This window comes from Paenibacillus sp. FSL K6-0108 (assembly GCF_045040695.1).
In the GTDB taxonomy this organism is placed as follows: Bacteria; Bacillota; Bacilli; order Paenibacillales; family Paenibacillaceae; genus Paenibacillus; species Paenibacillus pabuli_B.
Genome location: NZ_CP150288.1, coordinates 2,843,252 through 2,858,661, shown reverse-complemented (window position 1 = coordinate 2,858,661; position 15,410 = coordinate 2,843,252). Strand labels below are relative to the sequence as shown.

At 38.8% G+C, this 15,410-nt stretch carries 22 protein-coding genes; 1 reads left to right on the top strand and 21 read right to left on the bottom strand.

What is annotated here, in order from left to right; genetic code table 11:
* Window positions 1-18 precede the first annotated feature (18 nt).
* The 11 genes from MHB49_RS13340 to MHB49_RS13290 all read right to left on the bottom strand — a co-directional run bounded on the left by MHB49_RS13340 (window position 19) and on the right by MHB49_RS13290 (window position 9,545).
* Window positions 19-900 carry a helix-turn-helix domain-containing protein gene (locus MHB49_RS13340; protein WP_405156422.1) on the bottom strand — a complete coding sequence of 294 codons (882 nt, stop codon included), beginning with the start codon at window positions 898-900 and terminating at the stop codon, window positions 19-21.
* Window positions 901-1,219: 319 nt separating this feature from the next.
* Window positions 1,220-2,686: an amidase family protein gene (locus MHB49_RS13335; protein WP_405156421.1), complete on the bottom strand. Its 1,467-nt coding sequence runs from the start codon at window positions 2,684-2,686 to the stop codon at window positions 1,220-1,222.
* 58 nt (window positions 2,687-2,744) lie between these two features.
* Window positions 2,745-3,266, bottom strand: a complete 522-nt coding sequence (locus tag MHB49_RS13330; RefSeq protein WP_405156420.1) for a DinB family protein — start codon at window positions 3,264-3,266, stop codon at window positions 2,745-2,747.
* A 24-nt stretch (window positions 3,267-3,290) separates the two neighbouring features.
* Window positions 3,291-3,425 carry a hypothetical protein gene (locus MHB49_RS13325; RefSeq protein WP_405156419.1) on the bottom strand — a complete coding sequence of 45 codons (135 nt, stop codon included), beginning with the start codon at window positions 3,423-3,425 and terminating at the stop codon, window positions 3,291-3,293.
* 124 nt (window positions 3,426-3,549) lie between these two features.
* A complete protein-coding gene (locus MHB49_RS13320) occupies window positions 3,550-4,491 on the bottom strand; it encodes a GNAT family N-acetyltransferase (RefSeq protein WP_405156418.1) in 942 nt (313 codons plus the stop codon).
* A 79-nt stretch (window positions 4,492-4,570) separates the two neighbouring features.
* The gene (locus tag MHB49_RS13315; protein WP_405156417.1) at window positions 4,571-5,629 is read right to left on the bottom strand and encodes a hypothetical protein; all 1,059 of its coding nucleotides are present in this window, start codon (window positions 5,627-5,629) and stop codon (window positions 4,571-4,573) included.
* Between the two features lie 72 nt (window positions 5,630-5,701).
* The gene (gene cysK, locus MHB49_RS13310; protein ID WP_405156416.1) at window positions 5,702-6,637 is read right to left on the bottom strand and encodes a cysteine synthase A; all 936 of its coding nucleotides are present in this window, start codon (window positions 6,635-6,637) and stop codon (window positions 5,702-5,704) included.
* Window positions 6,638-6,807: 170 nt separating this feature from the next.
* On the bottom strand, window positions 6,808-7,284 hold the full coding sequence (locus MHB49_RS13305; RefSeq protein WP_405157124.1) for a GNAT family N-acetyltransferase: 477 nt from the start codon (window positions 7,282-7,284) through the stop codon (window positions 6,808-6,810).
* Window positions 7,285-7,347: 63 nt separating this feature from the next.
* A complete protein-coding gene (locus MHB49_RS13300; protein WP_405156415.1) occupies window positions 7,348-7,902 on the bottom strand; it encodes a GNAT family N-acetyltransferase in 555 nt (184 codons plus the stop codon).
* A 218-nt stretch (window positions 7,903-8,120) separates the two neighbouring features.
* A complete protein-coding gene (locus tag MHB49_RS13295) occupies window positions 8,121-8,657 on the bottom strand; it encodes a GNAT family N-acetyltransferase (protein ID WP_405156414.1) in 537 nt (178 codons plus the stop codon).
* A gap of 228 nt (window positions 8,658-8,885) precedes the next feature.
* Window positions 8,886-9,545, bottom strand: a complete 660-nt coding sequence (locus MHB49_RS13290) for a DUF4367 domain-containing protein (protein WP_405156413.1) — start codon at window positions 9,543-9,545, stop codon at window positions 8,886-8,888.
* Between the two features lie 166 nt (window positions 9,546-9,711).
* Between MHB49_RS13290 and MHB49_RS13285 the strand changes: the two genes are divergently transcribed.
* On the top strand, window positions 9,712-10,059 hold the full coding sequence (locus tag MHB49_RS13285) for a hypothetical protein (RefSeq protein ID WP_405156412.1): 348 nt from the start codon (window positions 9,712-9,714) through the stop codon (window positions 10,057-10,059).
* 171 nt (window positions 10,060-10,230) lie between these two features.
* On the opposite strand, the gene MHB49_RS13280 is transcribed toward MHB49_RS13285, so the two are convergent.
* From MHB49_RS13280 to MHB49_RS13235, 10 genes are all read right to left on the bottom strand, one after another.
* Window positions 10,231-10,599, bottom strand: coding sequence for an NIPSNAP family protein (locus MHB49_RS13280; protein WP_405156411.1), 369 nt, complete (start codon window positions 10,597-10,599; stop codon window positions 10,231-10,233).
* Between the two features lie 21 nt (window positions 10,600-10,620).
* Complete coding sequence (locus MHB49_RS13275) at window positions 10,621-11,082, bottom strand: GNAT family N-acetyltransferase (RefSeq protein ID WP_405157123.1); 462 nt, start codon at window positions 11,080-11,082, stop codon at window positions 10,621-10,623.
* 29 nt (window positions 11,083-11,111) lie between these two features.
* Complete coding sequence (locus tag MHB49_RS13270) at window positions 11,112-11,909, bottom strand: phosphotransferase (RefSeq protein WP_405156410.1); 798 nt, start codon at window positions 11,907-11,909, stop codon at window positions 11,112-11,114.
* A gap of 12 nt (window positions 11,910-11,921) precedes the next feature.
* Entirely contained in the window at window positions 11,922-12,200 is a 279-nt protein-coding gene (locus MHB49_RS13265) for a hypothetical protein (RefSeq protein WP_405156409.1), read from the bottom strand.
* Window positions 12,201-12,227: 27 nt separating this feature from the next.
* A complete protein-coding gene (locus tag MHB49_RS13260; protein ID WP_405156408.1) occupies window positions 12,228-13,121 on the bottom strand; it encodes a GNAT family N-acetyltransferase in 894 nt (297 codons plus the stop codon).
* 70 nt (window positions 13,122-13,191) lie between these two features.
* Window positions 13,192-13,746, bottom strand: coding sequence for a GNAT family N-acetyltransferase (locus MHB49_RS13255; RefSeq protein WP_405156407.1), 555 nt, complete (start codon window positions 13,744-13,746; stop codon window positions 13,192-13,194).
* A 124-nt stretch (window positions 13,747-13,870) separates the two neighbouring features.
* The gene (locus MHB49_RS13250) at window positions 13,871-14,191 is read right to left on the bottom strand and encodes a GNAT family N-acetyltransferase (RefSeq protein WP_405156406.1); all 321 of its coding nucleotides are present in this window, start codon (window positions 14,189-14,191) and stop codon (window positions 13,871-13,873) included.
* Window positions 14,192-14,243: 52 nt separating this feature from the next.
* Window positions 14,244-14,456: an NUDIX domain-containing protein gene (locus tag MHB49_RS13245; protein ID WP_405156405.1), complete on the bottom strand. Its 213-nt coding sequence runs from the start codon at window positions 14,454-14,456 to the stop codon at window positions 14,244-14,246.
* Between the two features lie 18 nt (window positions 14,457-14,474).
* Window positions 14,475-14,876, bottom strand: coding sequence for an NUDIX hydrolase (locus tag MHB49_RS13240; protein WP_282189463.1), 402 nt, complete (start codon window positions 14,874-14,876; stop codon window positions 14,475-14,477).
* A gap of 89 nt (window positions 14,877-14,965) precedes the next feature.
* Window positions 14,966-15,397: a GNAT family N-acetyltransferase gene (locus MHB49_RS13235; protein ID WP_405156404.1), complete on the bottom strand. Its 432-nt coding sequence runs from the start codon at window positions 15,395-15,397 to the stop codon at window positions 14,966-14,968.
* Window positions 15,398-15,410: the final 13 nt, after the last annotated feature.

The following is a 15,410-nucleotide window of genomic DNA, read 5'->3' as shown; positions in this document are numbered from 1 at the left end:
ACATCTCCTTGAAAGGGATTAATGATTTTTGGCTTCGTTAAGCAATTCATTTTTACGGAACAACTGTGGCGATACCCCCACATATTGTTTAAAAGCCCTGCTAAAATACACAGGTGTGTTAAAGCCCAGTGTCTCTGATATGGACAAAATCGGTGCATCCGTAGACAGCAACAATTTTTTGGCTTCTGCTACCCTTTTGCGTATGACATAATTGCTTATGGTATATCCCGTCGTCTCTTTGAAAGAATGACAAATGTAATATTTGTTCAAATGGAGTGTTTTGGACAAGTCATCCAAAGAAACATTCTCTGTGTAGTTCTGGTTTAAATAATGCAGAACCCGGCTTACGCTTGTCTGCTTCTGGGAAGAACATACAATCGGATTGACGGATCGCTCACTGTTCGTTTTCCGGTAAATCCGCAGCAGCAATTGGGTAAGACTCAATTTGACCATGGTTTTATACCCTGTATTTCGGGCATCCATCTCCTCCTTGATCCCCTTAAATATACCTGTGATGTGTTCCCGCTCCTCCAGGGACCAATGCACCAATAATCCATTGGGATGACGGAATATGGACATCAGATTATCCAATTGACTGATACCAAGCATGTCCATAAGCAATAATTCCGTAAAATTGACAAAACTTCGCTTGTATACGATTTCTCTTGAAGGATTAATCCGGTGGGGCACTCCCCCTCTGAATATAAACATATCTCCAGGCAGCGGCTTATAGATTCGGTCACCGATTAAAAAGGTCGCATCTCCTTGGATAAAATAATGAATCTCATACCCATTATGCGTATGAACAGGCCATTCATCCTGAAAATTATCTGCTTCTGATCGCACATAAACTTCATTTTCCTGCAAAGCAATATTCGTCGGGGTGTGTATGGTTAGCATCAATAAAGATCTCCCTTCCCAGAATATAAAAAGCAATATAGTTTAATAATTTACAATGATAGCGCTTTACAATGAATTGTATCACAGTTATTTCGATCTAATCTGAACAATATTGCTGTATTCTTGATCACAATTGTTGAAAATGAATAAAACGGATTTCATACAAACTAAATGCTGGAAACAAAAAAAACCGCTGCACAGCCCCTAGGCTATCACGCGGTCCATTAGCAAACATTTTTGAAAAGCATCTTTGAACGATTTGGAGGGATTAGCTGCATATTTTCTTCACTTCAACGTTAGTTGCTAGACGTCTTATAAGTTATAAGTTCGGCTTTTTTCTATGAGCTGTTAACTGTTCAAAGGCAAAGGCAAAACGAATCAATACTGATTCACTAAAAGCTTTACCTGCAAATGTGATTCCAAATGGCCTTCCACTTTCCTTATATCCTGCAGGTACAGCGATCGATGGATACCCAGCTCTTGCACAAAGATCAGCACCAACGTAAGAAGGGAAAACAATAGCGTCCAGTCCAAAGTTATGTAAAGCATAATCTATGCCATTATTTCGCGAATGATATAGATCCGTTATTAACTCCAAGATGTAATTCGAATTATTTAATGGATTATCCAATTGTCCTCTATGTTCAAGAAGGTTTTGCCCATATTTTAAAGCCCTTTCTGCATTTTGCTTGTTCCATTCGACTAATTCACTTAGGGTATGAACAGGTAAATGTGATGGAAGACTTTGCAGATAATGTTCAACGTTATGTTTAAATTCATTATTCAACTTGTTCCACTCCCACTGCCGGTCAAACGACGGGATATCTATATCTTCAATAACATTAGCCCCAGCTTCTTTGATCTGGGTTACGACATTCTCAAATAGAACTTCATCGTATTCGTCGTTATCACGGTATCGTGTAAGGGGGGCTTTTCTGAAGATTCCTATATTTGCATTTTTCAATCCATTGAGGTCTAAACATGTGGTGTAGTCTACAGAAGATTGGGGATTTCTCCAAGTAGCCGGATCATCCTCGTCTCTTCCTGAAAGTATCCCTAATAGAATTGCTGCGTCTGTTACAGTCCTTGCCATTGGACCAGCAGTGTCTTGGGAGAGTGAGAACGGTATTATTCCAGCACGACTTATTAAACCCACAGTTGGCTTTATACCAACAATAGAGTTCTGAATGGATGGACTTAATATGGAGCCAGATGTTTCCGTTCCTACGGAAACCATCGTAAAGTTAGCAGCAACCGCAGCAGCGGAACCTGTGCTTGAACCCCCTGGAAAAAAATCGCCATAAGGATTCAAAACTTGTCCACCTCTAGCGCTGTACCCTGCCCACATCTCCGAAGACATGCCATTTGCCCATTCTGTCATATTCGTTTTTCCAAGTATGATTGCTCCAGCTTCCCTTAGTTTAGTCACAAGAAAAGAATCCTTAGAACTAATATGGGTTTCCAAAGCTAGCGCTCCAGCAGTTGTATGCATTCTGTCGTTGGTTTCTATGTTATCTTTCAACAGAACCGGAATCCCGTGTAGAACCCCTCTGGGTCCCACTGATTTCCTTTCAGCATCCAAGGCCTCCGCAATAAAAATCGCATCCGGGTTTATTTCCAGCACGGAATTAATCTTTGGCCCATTTTGGTCATATTGTGAAATACGATACAAGTAATACAGAACCAGGTCTCTTGAGCAAAGCTCCCCCTTTTCCATGGCAGCTTGTATTTCAAATATCGTGTTTTCTTCAACATTAACAGGGTTCAGTTCAGATAAATTTCCCATACCCTCACCTCTTCTTTGTACCTTAAAATTATTCACTATATCGCTTTCTTATCGTTCTTTAGTGAGCTTCATGATACCATCTTCGAAGTTGATTAATGTGAGCTTGGTGATAACGACTGTGGTCAGCGATATGCCATATACCCCAGCGTATGGTCGCCTGCTTCTCATTCTCATGTCCAAAAGTGACAATCCGCGCTAAATCATCATCCGTTAATTGTGTACACGCATCCTTCAACATGGTTATGACACCTTCATATGTCGACATAAGTATACTCAAAGATTTCCCTTGAACCATCGGAAGTCTGCCATGTTCATCAATCATGGGCCCATGTTGCTCTTTTAAGGTCTGAGGAAGTGGTAGGCCATTTATTCGATAAACCCAATTCAGATCGACGTAGGTGATATGTTTTATTAATTGAGCGGTACTATTGAAATTGTGATTAGGCCCTTTATAATCAATTTCTTCTAGCGACATACCGTCTGTAATTCGTTGCAGTCGTTGGCTGTTTTCTGTAACCGCAGAATATAGCAACCCAACAACAGGTGACATATTGGCTTCGCCTTTTAAATCATAAACCACCCTAACGCCTCCTCGATATTATCTTTATCGTTCTTCCCTTAGAATCTCCTTGATCTCTCTTAATTCTTGCAATATTTCTTTGGTGTAGTGATTACTCTTGGAATTATCCATTCCAATTTTCACAACAAAAATACCAAGAAACAAAGACACTACCAACATTAAGATAGTCTCCAATAATAACCTTCCTTTCCTCAAGCAAAGAAACCCGAGAGATTAAAAACAGCGATGCTGCCCCATTCTAAAAAGATTCACTCGGGTTGATAGGTGATTAATTTAACCGTGACTACTCATGTACAGGAATATACATCGTTTGTATCTCTTGAACGCCAGGAACAAATCCAAGATTAAAATAAACTGATTCAGCATCATTGCCTTCCATGACATATAATCGTAGAACTGGATACTTGTCTTTAAGTTCAGTCAGGGCTCTTTGCAGCATTCGTGTAGCAAGTCCTTTTCCTCTGTAAGCGGGGTTGACTCCGATGCTATATACTGCTGCTTGATTATCCTGCAAACATAGTCGACAGTTGGCTATGAGCTGTCCAGTAACTTTATCATATACAAGTGTAGAAGCTTGAGTTAGGTCCTCATTGGTATAATGGACTTCTTCGTTCGGGATAAAGTCTTCAAGGGATGTTTTCTTTCTGCGTAAGGCTTCGAAACCGTCTACAAAGCTTTCAAAGTCACACTGAGCAATTTCATCTTCATTAATGTATTGCTTAGCACCCGTTTCATTCTCGATAATTTTGGGGCTTTTAACTATAAAATCATGATCCCAACGCACATTGAAATGATCTGTCGGGCGCTGCATCCAGCGACATCTGAACTCATCTGGCCAGAATCCAGCCCTCGTAAATAAATGTACTTGATCGGGGAGGATTTCATATATCTTGATACGTTGAGTTGCATCAGACCATGTTATGAGTATTCTTTTAAGAAGTTTCAGTACCTCAAATGAATCATTGAATGGGGGCATAAAGAATAGATGATATAACGTATTGGGTGCCATCCTTACCCCACCGATTTTTGACTCTCCTTTATAAATCCAAAAAGAGTTATTCCGCGAAACATTGAAGTAGCCTTCCTCTCTAAAAAATCCAGTATAGGCCATATTATAATAGACAGAACAATACAATCCCCATTCTTCGGGCTCAGCCTGTTGAATAGAATATTCATTTGATAAATTATAAGAATTAAGTTCCTCGGACCAATGATTTAATTCCACGCGTTATTCCTCCTCATTAATGCTAACTACCTCTAAAATATTTCAAGCGTGTGTGATCTAACCATTTCAAGTCCCCTCCTTAAATAACATGTCCTTTACTATCTAATAGATCAATTCCATCATTAATCTTATTTTTCAGCAGCTCATGAAATTTACTGTCTTCCTTCTTTAAATGCTCCTCAAGGAAAGCAGAGATATACTTATTCATCGTGGAATGTTTGTGTTCTATCCCATCTTCGTTGTAATGTATCGGGATATCGCTAAAAGTCATATGATGAGTACCGTTCAATTTAATAAACGAACTATTCAGATTACTCGAGTTAAACAAAGACTCATACCCACTTAGTAACAAAGGCAATAAGTCTGGAGAGATTTCATTTTCCAGTTCTTCAAACGAGCATTTCTCTTGCCGAGCTACCAATAACGCAGCAGATACTCCCTCTTCCTTACTCGTCGTCATTAAATGGAAGCTAGGATCTAATAGAATACTGGCCTTCATTCTCTTTTCTCTTTTAAGCAATTCATAAGCAGCGGCCCCACCTAATGAATGACCAATGATCCCCATTTCATTTACATCAACTATGGCCCTGAGATCCTGATCTGAATCCAAGACCTTATCTACATTTTTCATAACCCAACTCATATCTTCAACTCTAAGCTTCAATAATTGTTTCCAAGAATGAATATCTAAACTGTCTATTTCGGATATCTCATTGGATTGTTGGATAAATCGACCGTCAGGAAAAATTGAAAATATAGATTCGTGAGTGGCTCCTATAGTAATGACAACAAATCCGCACTCCACTAAATGTTCTACACAAAAGGAATACATATCTCTAACGACACCAAAAGCCGGAGCTATAAAAATAACGGGACAGTTTTTAGCAGTAATATCAACACTCTCATTATTATGTATTTTTGTATCCAGATTACGAAAATAATCCTTATCTACTCCCATACTAGAGAGCATATCAATAGAGGAAGAGATATTAGGTTCAAATAACGAAATATACTTCGACTCATGCTCCACTGGATTGGAAGGATAGTATATACTAATGAGCACTTCTCTGGTTTCCTTACTAATCGGATCAATACGTGATTCTTCCTTTAAAACAAAAACCTTTCTTCCAACAGTCATTGCATTCACCCTTATACTATTTTTTCGTCACCACAACGCATAAGGTGGGGAGGGCAGCTTAATAATTTGCTCTTATGCTTCTGGATAAAGGTCTGTTGATAAATATCGTTCCCCTGTATCCGGAAATAGAACAACGATACTTTTATTTTTATTCTCTGGCCTTTTTGCCATTTGTACTGCTGCATATGCAGCTGCACCAGATGAAATGCCAACTAATAATCCTTCGGATTTAGCTAAAAAACGTGCTGTTTCAAATGCATCTTCATTTCCTACCTGTACAATCTCATCAACGACAGATCTATTAAAATTGTCCGGAACAAAACCAGCTCCAATTCCTTGAATGGTATGCGCTCCTTTAGTTCCTCCAGAAAGTACCGGGGAATCCGAAGGCTCTACAGCTATAATTTTCACATCTTCTTTTCTTTGTTTAAGTGCTTCGCCAACTCCAGATATAGTTCCACCTGTACCAACTCCACCAATAAAAATATCCACTTTGCCTTCGGTATCTCTCCAAATCTCTTCTGCGGTTGTTACCTTATGTACTTGTGGATTTGCTGGATTTTTAAACTGTTGAGGTATAAATGAGTTAGGGATTGTAGCCGCAATTTCTTCAGCCTTTTTGATGGCTCCAGACATTCCTTCTGTGGCAGGTGTAAGAACTAGTTCCGCTCCCAGAGCAATCAAAAGCTTCCTACGTTCTACACTGAAACTCTCAGGAAGTGTTATGATTAATCTGTATCCTAATGCTGCTGCTGCAAATGCAAGTCCTACACCTGTATTACCGCTGGTCGGTTCTATTATCACTGAATTTTGGTTAATTAACCCCTTCTCTTGAGCGTCTTTAATCATTCCATATCCGATTCTATCTTTTACACTACCTGCTGGATTAAAGTATTCCAGTTTGGCAATGATCTTCGCATCAACTTGATGTCTTCTCGCAAAATTAGAAAGCTCTAATAGTGGTGTATTTCCAATCAGATCTGTGAGATTCTTCGCGATATTAGTCATGATTATACCTCCAAAATACATTTCCAACTAAAATAGTTGGTTTTAATATCACGTTATCATGTGTGGTAAAAAAATACAACTATTGAACTCCTACTTTACGTCACAGGAAAGCAAAAGCTATTAGACTGAGTTTGAAATTTTGTTATAACATTCTCATCTAAAAATAGAAGTCAAAGTTCCACTACTGTTATGAGCTCGTCATGGCACACTTCACCGTTTTCATGGAATCCAAAGCTCTCATATAGCTTTTTGGCAGCCAAGTTATCAGGACTATACGGAATCCAACAATAACGTGCAGGACCAGCTGGGGAAGTTCGAATAAACTCCAATATTTTCTTTAACGCTTCCCGGCCATAGCCCATGCTCTGATGCTGCTTGTCAATCATCAGTCGCAAAATACAATAGTTATTATCAGCAATGACAGGAAGATCATAACCCGTGATTCCGTAGGTTATCATTACAAAACCTACAGGCTGCTCATCTGCGTAAATTGCAAGTGGAAACGGTGAGCCGCCATTGGTTGCAAGAACATAACATGATGCTACACTTGAAAGGTTTGATGCAACATATTGACGCTGCTCTTCTGAAACTTCCAAGTTAAATATAGAACGTCTGTTATCCAGTGTTATTTTTCTGAGCGTAATTATGCAAACCCTCTCCTCACCAAACATCATAAATTTAAGCGATTTCAAGGTGATACCTAGTTACTCTTATTGGATCTTCTTTCTCATATACAGAGCTATTTCTTCGTTTTGGCTATGATTATTTGAATATAGTGATACATCAATTCCTTCTATTTGATAACCACATTGCATGTAAAAATGAATGGCTGGAACGTTCGTATTCTGGGTTTCTAACGTGATCGCTCTGAAGCCTTGTTCGTGGGCAATCTCATTCACTTTATTGATCAACAGTCTCCCATATCCTTTTCTTATGTATTTTTCATTCACCTGAAGATGCCATATCATCAGTGTATTATTCCAAGTTTGTGGTTCGGAAATGGCGAGCGCTATGATTTTCCCATCTATATATATTCCATAAGAAAATCCCATCTTCATAATTTCTTCATATCGTTCCAAATCATCTGTACTGTTCAATTCTTCTTTTTCGTAGATGTCATCCAAATTTATTAACGTTAAATGCATACTAAAAGAACCTTGTGTCTCCTTTTTGGTAAGCTCATATTTTTGAGTGGATTTATAACCAAAACTTCCAAGTTGAAGCCAATCTTCATTGGATAGATTCTCTATTTTTTTGATCTCCATTACATCACCCCAGAATTAAATTACTTTGCGACTTGCTTATAGCGTTGTTGAACTCTTGCTTATATCTCTTCTTTCGACCTTAATTTCCATATTCCTGCACCCCTACTTATTGTTTCCTATCAACATAATTATGGAATATCAAAGAAAATAATAATAATCCCGACAGGACAGACCTGGCGGGATTTCATTTGAATAGATATCAAAAACCGTTTTAGTTGTTACGTAGCAACCACATGATGCATCTCTTCAATTGTTATGAAGTCAGAACGATTCACGTAATACAAATCATAAATTAGTTCCGTATTGTTTATTGACGTATAAACTTCGCGGTATATCTCATTTGCTAGTTTGATATACGGCAATTTTCCAACCGCTTTCTTGGATCGAATGTTTTGTTTCCGAATTTTAAGAAATACCGTTTCAATTTCATGTTGAAGAAACAACTCGGCAAAAAAGGCTTCTTTTGCTCTTTGATTATACCCTTTTCCAAAATAAGGAGCCCCAATCCATGTCGCAAGAAAACCTGTCTTATGTTCCATGTGATATAAATCGATGGTTCCGATGGGATGTCCCAGCTCATTAAGGATTGTTCTGGAAATACATGTGTGTTGTTCTTCTTCATCAATCATCTGTTTGGTCGCAAATACATATTCATCATAAGATTGGCACTTATGACGAACGTATGGATAAACAGCGGAGTCCACCATCAAATCATACAGTGAGTGGCATTCGTGCAAGTCTCGTTTTTTCAACATGTTAACGACCACCTAGTCCTTTTAGTTCGCTGAGTCAAACAAACTAAGTATATAAAAGGACGTGTGGAATTTAATGAATTCTACATTGCTTTTATGTAAAATTCATCATAGAAATGTTTTCCAGATTACAAGCATAAACACATCATTTTTTTCACATATCGTTTAAAGAAATTAACATCCAACTAAGGACAGAATCCGCTTGCTGCTTGATCGTTTCAGGTTTGTTTGTCATTCGATCATGGATTCAGCGATATTCAGTACCCATTCTTGCGACATATCGCTTCCTACGATCTCATATTGCAATGCCTTACCACCCGCATCTTCTTCGATCCAGATCAATTGTCTGTTCTCAGCATTCGAAATATAATACGCCTCATGACCGCGCAAATCCAGTTTCTCGATTTTGAATGATTCCGTATCCGGTACATGAATTCGGCTCTTGGTAGTGCCAAAAACGTGAAGCTTAAACACTCCCCGATCCGATTGATATGTGATGTTGATGCCTGTAATAACATGATTAGGTTTTAAATCTCTTATCACGACATTGCTTCCGGTCCTTTCGCTTTCTTCAATCATTTCATTTATTTCTTGGTCGGACAGGTTATCGAAGCCGTGAAATACTTTAATATCTTGCACAACCGAGCACGTTGGAAAACGGGGTTGCCAAGGGTGCAGCTTTTCTCTCAAGGCGCCAAAATCTCCCTCCCAATCTCTGGCTGCATAACTCGTTTGTTGAGAAAATTTGTTGTCCTCGGCGTTAGAGATATAAATGCCTTTTCCATCACCTGGCTTCAGATCCATAATAATTTGATGTACCATGCCCCCCTCTTCACTAGTCTGAAACTGAATTTTCCCAATTACATCTCCACTCTTGTTTTTAATATTCATGCCTTCAACTCCTCTTTTCAAAGTGTTTTTTGCAAGGAACTTGGTCATACCAGGCCAACTCCTTTCGTTGATCAAAAACAAATTCACCAACAGCATTTTATGCACAGGGATAAAACTGTTGCTGCGAGGAAACATTAATAATACTACTTATGCTGGGAGTGATGTTATGCTGTACCTTATCAGCTTTGTGCTCATGTTTGCTGGCTTAGCCTGTATCAACATTATTTTTTCATATCAAAGCAAGCATATCGACACACAGTTCTGGTCTACGTTTAAATTCCATCTTTGGATGCTGCCTTTATTTCTCGCTGCTAATCTGAGTGTCGGATACGGGATCAAGTTTGGTATGAAAGCAGTCAGCCAACTGGGCTATGTTCTGGTCATTGCCAAATGCATGGAGGTGCTCATCTCGGTATGGATGGGATACTGGTTTATGAAGGAAATTCCTTCTTGGAAAACGTGGATTGGTCTTGGGGTCATTATCATCGGTGTTGTACTGGTTAAGCAGAAGTAGGAGGTCAAAAATAGGAGGACCTCCATTGGTTAAAAGGACATAACAACACGATGCCACACTTGAAGATTTGATGCTGCATGTTGTTGCTGGTCTTAAACCTATCCTAAAGTTGAGACGTTTCTCATACGGCCCCACACTGGCCAGCTCAGATGGGGGGCTATTTTTTACGTATTAGTTACACAATGTATTTAAAATTGTCTTCTCTCTCGCAACTGTTGATTCGAAGAAATCTTGCATAATATCTTTTCGAAATACTTCCTTGTATCTATTTCTTCCAATTTGATCAAAACGTTCTTGTACTCGAATTATATGTTCGTTGTCAGATTTGATCTTGTGTTCTATCTCTTCATACTGTTCAAACGTATCATATTCCCACATCGCAAAGATCTCACTGGTTTCATCATCCATATGATGATGCCATCTTCCAATCAGTCTCGCTCCGTACTTGAGTAGTGAAGGTAATAAAATATCATTAAATAAAGCATTAAACTCTTCTACGAATGAAGATGCTACAACATATGTCTTCCTCCGATATATCATCACTGCACCTCTCTCGTTAAATTAAAAAACGAATCGATATACAATTTCGTCATCATATACGTCTCCGGTCTCAGCAAACCCCATTTTCTCATAAAGTTTTCTAGCAACATCATTCTCTGCACATACTGTTAAATTCAAACACTTGCTATGGACATAGTTCTCTCTTATATATCCAATTACCGAATCTATCGTTGTTTTTCCATATCCCCTACCTTGATAACTTGCATCGATCATAAAACCATTTAACCAATAGGACCAAGCTGTTGTTTCATCAACTGTGATCATGACAAAACCCACTAAGTTATTCTCCGTATTATATATGCAAAATGGCAGATACTTGTACTCATCCCCATCTGGACGAATGTGTACTTTCGCTAGGGACACAGCTACTGATGGAACATAATGATTTTGATTGGCTTGAACTTGTAAGTTTAATGCATCTTTCCAGTTCTCTCTTGTAGTAGGTATTAATCTGATCAAAATAATATCACTCGTTTCGTTTTTTATTTCAATTAACTCCAGTCATCGAAATGCTTCTCAAGGAACCTTACTTCCTTCTCATAATGAGCTAAATGACCCTCTTCAATCATTTTGATAAAAGCTATTTCTCCAGACGCCGCCCGATCAGATAGTGTAGAACACATGAAATGAATTCGAGAAATGACCCACTCCTTCAGATCTGTCGGCACATCCATACCATAAGAATTTAAAAATAATGCTATACGTCTTTTCCGCTCAGATGCATGATCCTGTTTATTATAGGGAACGACTTCTCTTTCATCTTTACCCGGGGAAAAGCCTGCAAGCGGGACGGCTGTATACAACGTATATACGATATCCCATTGACGCGGGCCAGGCCCGGCCATATCAAAATCGATGATTCCGGCAGGAAGCCGATCTTTAAATACAACGTTATACAATGCAAAATCGTTATGACAGATTACTTCTTCCTTTGAAGATATCTTTGGGCATTTATTCAAAGAAACCATTGTTGTAACAAAATCCTCTGTCGCATCATGATAGCTTCTTAAAAGCTTCGCTACTTTGTCTAACGTCTCATCAGACCACATATAACTTGCAATCTCAGGATAGTTATTTCCCGAAACCACACCATCCAGGTAAGAAAGGATCTCTCTACCCTGCTCATCTATTCCCAAATATCTAGGGGAATGCGCATAACCCACCTTTTCAAGGTACATAAGCAATTCATATACATATGGATTCGGTATAGCGTCACGCCGAACCGTGCTCCCTACCTTTACAACCTTATTCACATTGCCTCCGTTTAGGGCTTCCTCATGTTCCGGCAAAATGTACTCCTCCTATGGGCGGCTTTGGTTGTATCTATTGGTTTTATCCTTTTTGGAACTCCCTGGGAATCCAGCAACCAATAATACAAATCCGACGAAAAATAAGAAATATACAAGTATACCCGTAAAACCATTATCACTCGCTGGGATTATCTCGCGTGCTTTCCCGCCTGAAGCATAACCCGCTTCCACTATGGCTGTGGATATTCTCACCGAAATTCGATCTAAGGTTGAAATAAAAATACTGCTAACCATCAGAACTGCACCCAGTATTTTATTTGTATTGTTCATGTGCTGCCTCCTATTCCAATCTGGTTCTTATCTTTCAGACCACGCTGTTCGGATATATCCCAACTTCATGCCAACATGTTCCATATTTCGATGGCTTTGAGATAAAAATGAACATTGCCCTACCACCAGGTTACATTCCTTATTCAAGGCTTCCGTTATTCTTCTATTCAAAAGCTGCTGATGTACACCCTGATTTCTAAACTCAGGTAATGTTGCTGCAAAGGTTAAGGATGCCTTTTGATTTTTAATAAACAGAACACTTACCGCTGCTGGGATGTCATTGACATATGCGATGTAAAACTTCCAACCTGAACGATGATAAAGAACCTTATTATTCTGTGCGACATAAGGGATACCATCATCCGACAAACCGGTCCCCCTGCAATGGATGGTAGCGTACAGCTCGAGTTGATCCTCTTCAAGTTCTTGAATTCGGATATAATCTGAGTGATTGTTTTTTTCTTCCGGTTTGATGATCAGGGATGAATGAAATCCCGATGTATACATGCCTGAGTCTGTTAATCGTTTCAAAAAGTTCTGATCCACCACAGATGGAATGACTTCGAACTGAACCTTTCGATCTCGCTGTCTATAAAAATCGATGATAGCATCCATGTGTTCCAGATCATTATTTGTTAAGCCCTTCACCGTATTAAAAGCAGGCCAAGGCATGGTCTTACTGTAGAAACAGATGGCATTTCCAAATTGCTGAATCTCAATTCCTTCCGGATTGTTGTCCCGTCCTTGTATAGCAAGCATCCGATCTGTCATATAATCGATTTCCGAGAGTTCAATTTCTTTAATTAAATCTAAGGATGGAATTAGTATATTCATATCTTTACCTCCAATAAAAATAACAATAGAATTTGCATATGGTTTTATTAAAAAAACAGAAGCAGTCAAACAGTTTCTAAAACTCAATCAAAAAAAGTTAAACTTTTCCACCTCGATTTAATGTTCAATATGTAATCCTCCGCGTTGGGTTTGAACTTTATTTTTCCACTTTATTTCTCACTACTCCGTAGTAAATCAGATCCTCATATCGGTCTTCTTTCTTGACATGATCCCTCAGTACCCCTTCTTTGTTCATGCCAATCTTCTGTATAACTTGTCCGGATGCCGGGTTAGAAGCAAAGTGCCGAGCGTATACCTTATGATACTTTTTCACATCAAAAGCGAAGTCTAACATGGCTTTAGCTGCTTCTGTTGCATACCCCTTTCCCCAATACGACTGACCAACCCAATAAGATAACTCACCGTTATCGTAACGTTGTTGATTAGATAAGGCGATCGCACCATACAAATCACCTGTTTTCCTATCACAAATAGCAAATTCATAACATTTATCCACATCAAAATTTTCGTTATGGTGCTCTATCCAAGTCAATGCACAATCTAATGTATATGGGTAAGGTAATGTAAGTGTGCTTTTAAAAATGTTGTAGTCATTACATAGTCTGGTAACGGTTTCAGCATCTGCTTTCGTAAATAATCTTAACATTAACCTCTCTGTGGTCATCGTTTTATTGAGATCGTTGTACACCATTCTATCCCTCCTTTTTTATTAAAATGGATCATTGTACCTTCAAAATGACTGATTTCTGCTTATTCCAATTTCATTTTATATACCAATTCTCCATGCTGATTTTCCAATTCCTGATCAATAAACCCTATCTTCTCATATAACGTTCTTGCACATGCATTACTTTTTTTCCTAAGCCCTTTCCTTGATAGTCCTTATCTATTTGAAATCCTCCAATCCAATAATTATCGGTACTTGCTGGTGTGTAGGATAAATAGAAAAAACCGAAAGCTTTATCGCCTTCACGCAAAAGATATGGATCAAAAGCTGCATCCCAAGGCTTCACGTTGGCATATGCTAAAGACTCAATGACAGTCGGTACAAGATCTACTTGCGTCTCAAGTAACGATATTGCGATCGCTTCTTCCCAATTCGTTTTATCGATTGGTTCTATAGTGATTGGGTACATCAAATCCCCCTTTCGTTTGCCTAATTATATTTCATTGGACTAGATTAATGACTTACTGTAACTTCTCAACACTCACTTCAATTCCAGCTTCTTCTTTCACTTCACGAGCCAAAGCTTCTTCTAGGTCTTCTCCAAAATCGATCTTTCCACCAACGGTTTCCCAGCTTCCAGCGGCAACCTCATCTGCAGCTGAACGTTTTAATATCAGTACCCTACCTTTATTTTCAATGACTCCCTTAACCACAACAACGATGTTGTTTTTCAAGATACCTTCACCCATATGTTATTCAGAGAACTCAACTAAAATGGGATGAGTGCTCTCATCCAATGCTTTGTGAATTCTCTCCTTAAAATTCCCCCAGGTTATCATTTCATTGGCTTGTTCTAATGAAAAGAAACCAACCTCATCACTTTCAATACTTGTAGTTAGCGTTCCTCCAATTGGTTTTCCAGTGAATATATTGTTACATACTCCCCGCGTAGTATTCTGATACAGGCCACAAAACTTAATAAGTTCAATATCAATGCCAGTCTCTTCCTTCACCTCTCGAATGGCTGCTTGTGAGATAGTTTCGCCTTCTTCCACACAGCCTTGAGGCATTTCCCAGCCTCTCCGTCCCTTCATCAGTAAGATTTCATTGTTCTCATTAAGGACAATCACACTTGCAGAAACGATAAATTTCATTCAAAATCCTCCTTCTCAAGATTTAGATTTCATAGCCCCATATCTAATCCACATATAACTTCCCATTAATCATCCAATATCTTTGTGGCTCATAGTTTCTTTTGTAACAATACTTCTTCCTTTCTGGCATAGTTTGATTTTTCGTATGTCTTTATAGCCATTTCATTTCTATGGCCTGTCAGGATCTTTACACTGGTAACACCTCGTGCTTTGAGTTCCTCCTCTATAAAAGCAATTAACAACGTAGCTAATCCTCTTCTCCGGGCAACTTCAGCAATATACATTTCTGTGATTTCTCCCTGGAGACCACGATAACAAAAAGACTTAAAATATTGAGCACAAGCGAATCCAACTGCCTGATCGTCAATCACAGCTAGAGCAATCAACTCATTAGATATAGCAAGGCTATCTATTACTTCTTCTATGGATGTACCTACTCCATTAAAAGCATCATTGAGCTTTAGAAGCTCTTCTGCATCCCTTGTGTTCGCCCATCGTATATGAATGTTCTCTTCTTTCAACACGTGACCTCCA

What these genes read in the sequence shown, in the direction of transcription:
- MHB49_RS13340 (WP_405156422.1), bottom strand. Translation starts at nt 900, where the DNA reads ATGCTAACCATACACACCCCGACGAATATTGCTTTGCAGGAAAATGAA.
- MHB49_RS13335 (WP_405156421.1), bottom strand. Translation starts at nt 2,686, where the DNA reads ATGGGAAATTTATCTGAACTGAACCCTGTTAATGTTGAAGAAAACACG.
- MHB49_RS13325 (WP_405156419.1), bottom strand. Translation starts at nt 3,425, where the DNA reads ATGTTGGTAGTGTCTTTGTTTCTTGGTATTTTTGTTGTGAAAATTGGA.
- MHB49_RS13315 (WP_405156417.1), bottom strand. Translation starts at nt 5,629, where the DNA reads ATGACTGTTGGAAGAAAGGTTTTTGTTTTAAAGGAAGAATCACGTATT.
- cysK (WP_405156416.1), bottom strand. Translation starts at nt 6,637, where the DNA reads ATGACTAATATCGCGAAGAATCTCACAGATCTGATTGGAAATACACCA.
- MHB49_RS13300 (WP_405156415.1), bottom strand. Translation starts at nt 7,902, where the DNA reads ATGGAGATCAAAAAAATAGAGAATCTATCCAATGAAGATTGGCTTCAA.
- MHB49_RS13295 (WP_405156414.1), bottom strand. Translation starts at nt 8,657, where the DNA reads ATGTTGAAAAAACGAGACTTGCACGAATGCCACTCACTGTATGATTTG.
- MHB49_RS13290 (WP_405156413.1), bottom strand. Translation starts at nt 9,545, where the DNA reads ATGAATATTAAAAACAAGAGTGGAGATGTAATTGGGAAAATTCAGTTT.
- MHB49_RS13285 (WP_405156412.1), top strand. Translation starts at nt 9,712, where the DNA reads ATGCTGTACCTTATCAGCTTTGTGCTCATGTTTGCTGGCTTAGCCTGT.
- MHB49_RS13280 (WP_405156411.1), bottom strand. Translation starts at nt 10,599, where the DNA reads ATGATATATCGGAGGAAGACATATGTTGTAGCATCTTCATTCGTAGAA.
- MHB49_RS13265 (WP_405156409.1), bottom strand. Translation starts at nt 12,200, where the DNA reads ATGAACAATACAAATAAAATACTGGGTGCAGTTCTGATGGTTAGCAGT.
- MHB49_RS13255 (WP_405156407.1), bottom strand. Translation starts at nt 13,746, where the DNA reads ATGGTGTACAACGATCTCAATAAAACGATGACCACAGAGAGGTTAATG.
- MHB49_RS13250 (WP_405156406.1), bottom strand. Translation starts at nt 14,191, where the DNA reads ATGTACCCAATCACTATAGAACCAATCGATAAAACGAATTGGGAAGAA.
- MHB49_RS13240 (WP_282189463.1), bottom strand. Translation starts at nt 14,876, where the DNA reads ATGAAATTTATCGTTTCTGCAAGTGTGATTGTCCTTAATGAGAACAAT.